Annotated in this window: 6 protein-coding genes; all 6 read right to left on the reverse strand. The window is 48.5% G+C overall.

Features of this window, described 5'->3' with window-relative positions; genetic code table 11:
• Positions 1 to 54: 54 nt before the first annotated feature.
• Entirely contained in the window at positions 55 to 1,869 is a 1,815-nt protein-coding gene (locus tag HA494_03960) for a heavy metal translocating P-type ATPase (protein ID NHV96925.1), read from the reverse strand.
• A gap of 95 nt (positions 1,870 to 1,964) precedes the next feature.
• On the reverse strand, positions 1,965 to 2,960 hold the full coding sequence (gene dph2, locus HA494_03965) for a diphthamide biosynthesis enzyme Dph2 (protein ID NHV96926.1): 996 nt from the start codon (positions 2,958 to 2,960) through the stop codon (positions 1,965 to 1,967).
• A gap of 31 nt (positions 2,961 to 2,991) precedes the next feature.
• Positions 2,992 to 3,510, reverse strand: a complete 519-nt coding sequence (locus tag HA494_03970) for a 50S ribosomal protein L16 (protein NHV96927.1) — start codon at positions 3,508 to 3,510, stop codon at positions 2,992 to 2,994.
• A 55-nt stretch (positions 3,511 to 3,565) separates the two neighbouring features.
• On the reverse strand, positions 3,566 to 4,690 hold the full coding sequence (locus HA494_03975; GenBank protein ID NHV96928.1) for a tryptophan--tRNA ligase: 1,125 nt from the start codon (positions 4,688 to 4,690) through the stop codon (positions 3,566 to 3,568).
• The gene (locus tag HA494_03980) at positions 4,683 to 5,153 is read right to left on the reverse strand and encodes a phosphopantetheine adenylyltransferase (protein ID NHV96929.1); all 471 of its coding nucleotides are present in this window, start codon (positions 5,151 to 5,153) and stop codon (positions 4,683 to 4,685) included. The genes HA494_03975 and HA494_03980 overlap by 8 nt, the downstream gene beginning before the upstream one ends.
• A 28-nt stretch (positions 5,154 to 5,181) precedes the next feature.
• The coding region (locus HA494_03985; protein ID NHV96930.1) for an APC family permease at positions 5,182 to 5,688 on the reverse strand (507 nt) is incomplete at its 5' end.

Here is a 5,688-nt window from a genome sequence, read left to right on the forward strand (position 1 = left end):
CAGAACAGGTTCTGTCTAATCTTCCTAAGGGTTCTTCTGCTCAGTTTTATCGCCTCAGCGACATCTCTTGGATCGTCTTTGATCAGCACTATGCCAGCTGCCTCCACCGCAACATCTGTGCCGCTCCCTATCGCTATACCCGAATCTGATTGAGCCAAGGCTGGCGCATCGTTTACACCATCGCCTACCATGGCTACGACCCTCAGCCAGAACCTCATCCACACCTAGCTCTCTAGCCACTGCCTCAGCTGTCGTTCTATGGTCTCCTGTGAGCATAAGCACCTTCAAGCCAAGAGCCTTCAACCCATTTACTGCATCCTTGGCACCCTCCTTTAAAGTGTCTGCAACTGCTATCAAGCCGATCAGCTTACCTGAAGCAGCTACGTGGATCACGGTCTTTCCTTCGTAAGATAGCTGCTCAGCAGCTTCTCTAAATCTTTCAACAGAGACCCCTCGCTCAGCTAAGAGCCTACGGTTACCTACAAGAATTTCAGTGCCGTCAAGACGGGCTTTTACACCCAAGCCTGGTAACGCTTCAAAACTACTCGGCTCAACCGCCTTCAAGCCTAACTCTTCCGCCTTCTTTACTACCGCCTCTGCTATCGGGTGTTCTGAGTTCTTCTCAGCAACAGCTGCTAAGCGTAGAACCTCTCTTGGATCATCTTCTGCTACTATATCTGTGACCGCTGGCACGCCTTTGGTCAGCGTTCCGGTTTTGTCGAAGACTACTGTGTCCACTCTTCCTGCCTTCTCAAGATGCTCTCCCCCCTTTATCAGTATACCCTTTTCAGCGCCCTTTCCAGTCCCGACTACGATGGCTGCTGGCGTTGCTAATCCGAGTGCGCATGGGCAAGCTATGATCAAGACGGCAACAAGCGATGTGAATGCTTTTATGAAGTTGGATGCGAGAATCAGCCAAGCAGCAAATGAAAGAATGGAGATTGAGATCACAGCGGGTACAAAGTAGCTTGCAACTCGATCTGCTAAACGCTCTATAGGTGCTTTCGCAGCAGCTGCTTCCTCAACTAACCTTATTATCTGCGAGAGGGTTGTGTCCACGCCTACTCGAGTAGCTCTGATCTTCAGCACGCCGCTTTTGTTGATCGTTGAGCCTATGACTTCATCACCCACTTCCTTCTCCACAGGTATGCTCTCTCCTGTCACCATCTTTTCATCGACGCTTGAGTAGCCTTCCTCAACTACTGGTATCCTTTCACCAGGCTTCACAAGTAGAAGATCGCCCACCTTAACCTCTTCAACAGGAACCTCAATCAAAGATCCACCCCTAATTAAGGTCGCCACCTTAGGCTGCAGATCCATCAGTTTGCGGATAGCATCTGAAGCCCTCCTCCTCATCTTACTCTCAAGAAGCCTACCGAGCAGAATAAACCCGATTATCAGAGCCGAGGTTTCAAAGTAGACGACTCTGGCTTCTGCAGGCACCAGCTGGGGTAGGAATGTTACGATGGTGCTGTATCCCCACGCCGCTGTTGTACCTATTGCAATAAGTGTATCCATGTTGGCTGCTTTAGCCCTCAAGGCGTGTAAGAGGCCAGCGTAAAACCTTCTCCCTGCTATGAATTGGACGGGTGTGGCTAATGCGAAGAGGAGTAGGTTAAGATTCCCTTTGTTTAGAGCCGCTAACCCCACTACGTCGCTCATACCTAAGATGAATATAGGTACGCCTAGTGCGAAGCTGAAGATTGTCGTAAGCAAGATGTTTCTGTGCTCGATTTCTGGTCTAAGGAAGGTTCTTAAGCATCCCTCGCTGCAGAAGTAGTATACTGTTCCTCTGACCTCAGCCTTGAGAGCTTCAGGGTTCTCTTCAACAAACATACCACAAACAGGGTCTTTAGCCGTATCAAACACCTCTCAGTGAAAGCTCCTTTTTATTTTTGCTATCAGCCAACCGAATTCTCAAATTATTCTTGCTTTAATCGCCCTTATAAACGTACACAGTTCCTCTAAACCCAGGTAGGTATGCTTAGAAAGTCGCCAACATCTTTCCCTTTGAGTAGGTTCAGTAGGGCGTAGGCTTGAGGTATTGAGAGTACGGGCCTGTTGAAGCCGGAGCCGTCTACTGATATTCTGGGGCAAGCGGTCTGTATGAACGCGTCAAACCAAGTGAAGGTATTTATCCGCTCAGCCGATATTTCACGCATCGCTATTAGTGTGCTTTCCTTGCCGTGCTTAGCGAGCTCTTCTCTTATATGCTTCGCTTGCCCAATCTTCATCTGCCCCTCCCTCAACCCTATTATGATGCCGAACTTCTCAGCCTCTCGAGCCTTGTAGACCGCGAGCAAACTCTTCTTCCAAAGATCCTCAGCCAAGGGGGTGACGTCGATAACCTCCTCTAGATACGGGTCAAGCATATAGGTTGGCTTACATGTCGATAACGCTAGCGCAGCTGCGTGGAATCTACTCTGCCCGAGGAAGATAAAGGCATCGACCTCATCTTTTATTAAATAGGCTGGTTGAAACTCGCAACCGATTATCTGCCCATAAGAGAGCTTCCCACCTTGACTAATCTTCACCTCAAACCCGTGGTCCTCGAAGAGCTTCTTAGCCTCTGATAGTCTATGTAGATGCTGGCTTATCGTATAGAGCCCTATCTTCTTGAAACGCTTTAGGCTCTGAGCAGCCTTCTCTATTACCTTATTGAACCCGATATCGTCTTCTGCAGCTATGAAGATGGTTCGTTTGCCCGCTCTGTTTATGCGAAGCGTATGCCCTATGTGTAGTATCAGATCAGCCTTGATCGCTTCAGCAACATCTTCTTTTAAGTCACACGCGCCATAACACGGTTCACCAGATACCACGGCTTCCACACCTCTAGCCTCAAGCGTAGATGCTAGAGTCTGAGCTTCTTTCAGCAAACCGTCTGGCGCGACTATGAGAACCGTTTTGGGTTTTAGCCGCTCTACTTCCTCAAAGACTTTGGCTGTATCTAATCTAATCAACACCAAGTACTTTTCATGTGGTGCGATGTACTTAGGTCTTTGCTTGCTGCTCGGCCTCCTTAAGCGGAAGAACCTCTATAGATGTCTTAACTGGTAGCTTGCTCGCTGTGCCTTTTAGAGCTTCTTTCGCGGCCTCGACGTCGTTAGCATATACGTTCACTTCAAGAAGCACCGTGCCGTCATCTACTCGAGCTGCTAACCCCACAGGTTTACCATAAGCTTTTCTCATGCCTTCTTGGAGCCTGTCAGCCCCCGCTGTCGCTATCATCTTATTCTCTCTTAATATCACATGAGGATACACCTTTACTTGGAGAAAGTATCTGTCTTCACCTATCTTTGCGAGCTTCTTGTTAGCGGCGACTCTAGCAGCTTCCAGCGCGTTGTGTCTAATCTGGCATCTCGCTTTAGCGATCAGCTGAAGCTTATAGTCGTAGTCACCCTTCGCATTCCCCAAGGAGAACTTCGCTATCTTGGGGTTGGGCGCTCCTGGGAGATACTCCTTCCTCACAGTAGGCATCCCGCTTGGAATTCTGTAGTTTCTCCCGTGCAATCTTTAGCCACCACCTATCCTTTAGCCAACTTATTTTAGTAGATAAGTGTGTTGGTCAATCTTTTAAAAAGTATTCTTGAAGATGATCTTTCGCCTTCTCACGCCTCCTTTGATGCTCAGCCAAGAACGTTCTGACTTTCCCAGCCAACCTACTCTTACATTCGCCGCAGAGTAGGTTGCCTGATCTGCAGGATGAATAGATTTCGTAGAGTGCTTTGTCATCCGGCTCAAAGAGCATATGGTAGTAGTGGTAGACTGGGCAGATTTCTGGTTGACCACCTAGCTTGCGCTGCTCCTCAACCGTAGCTCTACCTCCTGTGTAGGCGTTCATAACCTTCTTCGTTACAACTTCTGGTGGATCTACCGTATATATCGCTGTTTCAGGTTCGCTTGCGCTCATCTTCCCTCCTCTTCCTAGGCCGGGTAGAAACTTGGAGTGTAGCTGTGCAGGTTTGTAGAAGCCGAGTTTAGGCGCTACTTCACGTGCTACACCTCTCCAGTAGTTGTCTTGATCTATGGCTGCGGGTATTAGTACAGGGACGTTTCTCCCCTTTAGGACGGAGGGTAGGAAGCAGGGGGCGGCTTGGATAGCCGGGAAGAAGATCATGCCGATGTTGGTGCTGTCGGTGAAGCCGAAGACCGCCTTTATGGTTGAGGTGGTTACGTGCTTCGCAACTTGAACCGCTATACCATAAAGCGTCTTAGCGTAGTGTACATCGGAGAATATGAAGGTCTTCCCTTTTTCGAAGCCGCACGCAATAACATCGAGCGCATTCTCGTAGGTGAAGTGTATGCTAGTTTTGAGGGAGAGGGAGGGGTCGTGAAGATACTTTTCATCATCTGTCATCTGGAAGTATAGCTCCGCGTCGAACTTCTCTTGTAGATGCTGGGTAAGAATCCAAGGCACGAGGTGCCCTATGTGTGTATGCCCCGAGGGTCCTCTGCCTGTATATAATGCGAATTTCTCACCGTTCTCATATTTATCGAGTATCCAGTCGAAGTCTCTGTGGCTGAAGAAGACCTTTCTCCTAAATAGTAGATGGAGTGTTCCTGTGTGCTTCTCCACTCTTTTTAACAGTTCTTCGTCGATGGGTTGTGTGCCGAAGTCTCTGATGAGCTTATCGTAGTCTACTTCACCCTTTACCTCCCAGGGTGTTACGACGAAGCCCTCCTCACTCAACCCGCTTCACACGCCCCTCTGCATCTATCACACCCATTCTTATACGTGACGATGAAATAGGCTTCCCGTCCTCAGCCAACACCGTATCAACTATAACGACTTCAAGAGGCTTTAACCCCAACTCCACCCTCCTTCTGTTAGCTATCTCAACCCTACCGGCGGTTTCGGTGCTCGCTACAAGCGCTTCAACATCCTCTTGATATATCCCGGGTCCGAAGTAATCATCTAGTGGCTGGATTTCAAATCTTTCAGCAGGATACTTGGTTAAGAGATACTCTCGGAGCCTCTTAACCCTCTCTTCATAACAATTATGTACGTGCTTACCCAGCTTCGATAGAAAATCGTCTGTAGTTACACCGATGATCACCTTCTCCCCGCATTCGAAAGCCTTCTCTAGGAGCGCTCGATGTCCTTTATGCAGGTAGTCGAATGTGCCTCCTACAGCCACAGTCTTAAACTTCATCTCCACATTTTTGCCTCCAGCTCCTTTTCTATCTTTTTACGCCTTCTATACGCCTCTTAGCCTTAAGCGTCTTTTCAACTAGGGCGAGGGCGCATCCGATGGCTGTGAGAATCAGACCGACGATCATAGCGGTTCTGCTTATGGTTGGTAGTATCACCACTGTGGAGACTAGGGCGATGATGGGGATAAGTGTTCTGAGCGTAGAATGCCTACCTCTCTTCTTTATGAAGATTCCTGCGGGGTTTATTATCGTTAGACCTAAGAGATAGCCTAGGTCTGAGATGTAGACGAGCAACTCTATACGGAACATGAATATGAGGAGTAGAGTTAGAATGAATGTGAAAAGAAGCGCAAAGTATGGTGTCCTAAAAGATGAGTGGATGCTTTCGAAGACCCTTGGGATGTGCTCGTCCCTACTCAGAGAATAAAGTGTCCTCGAAGACGCTATGACCGATGCATTAAGAGATCCGAGCGACGCTACTATGGAAGAGAAGACCATTAATAAGCCAAAAAGCGGAGATAGGTTAAACGCTGC

This window comes from Nitrososphaerota archaeon (genome assembly GCA_011605775.1).
In the GTDB taxonomy this organism is placed as follows: domain Archaea; phylum Thermoproteota; class Nitrososphaeria; order Nitrososphaerales; family JAAOZN01; genus JAAOZN01.

What these genes read in the sequence shown, in the direction of transcription:
- HA494_03980 (NHV96929.1), bottom strand. Translation starts at nt 5,153, where the DNA reads ATGAAGTTTAAGACTGTGGCTGTAGGAGGCACATTCGACTACCTGCAT.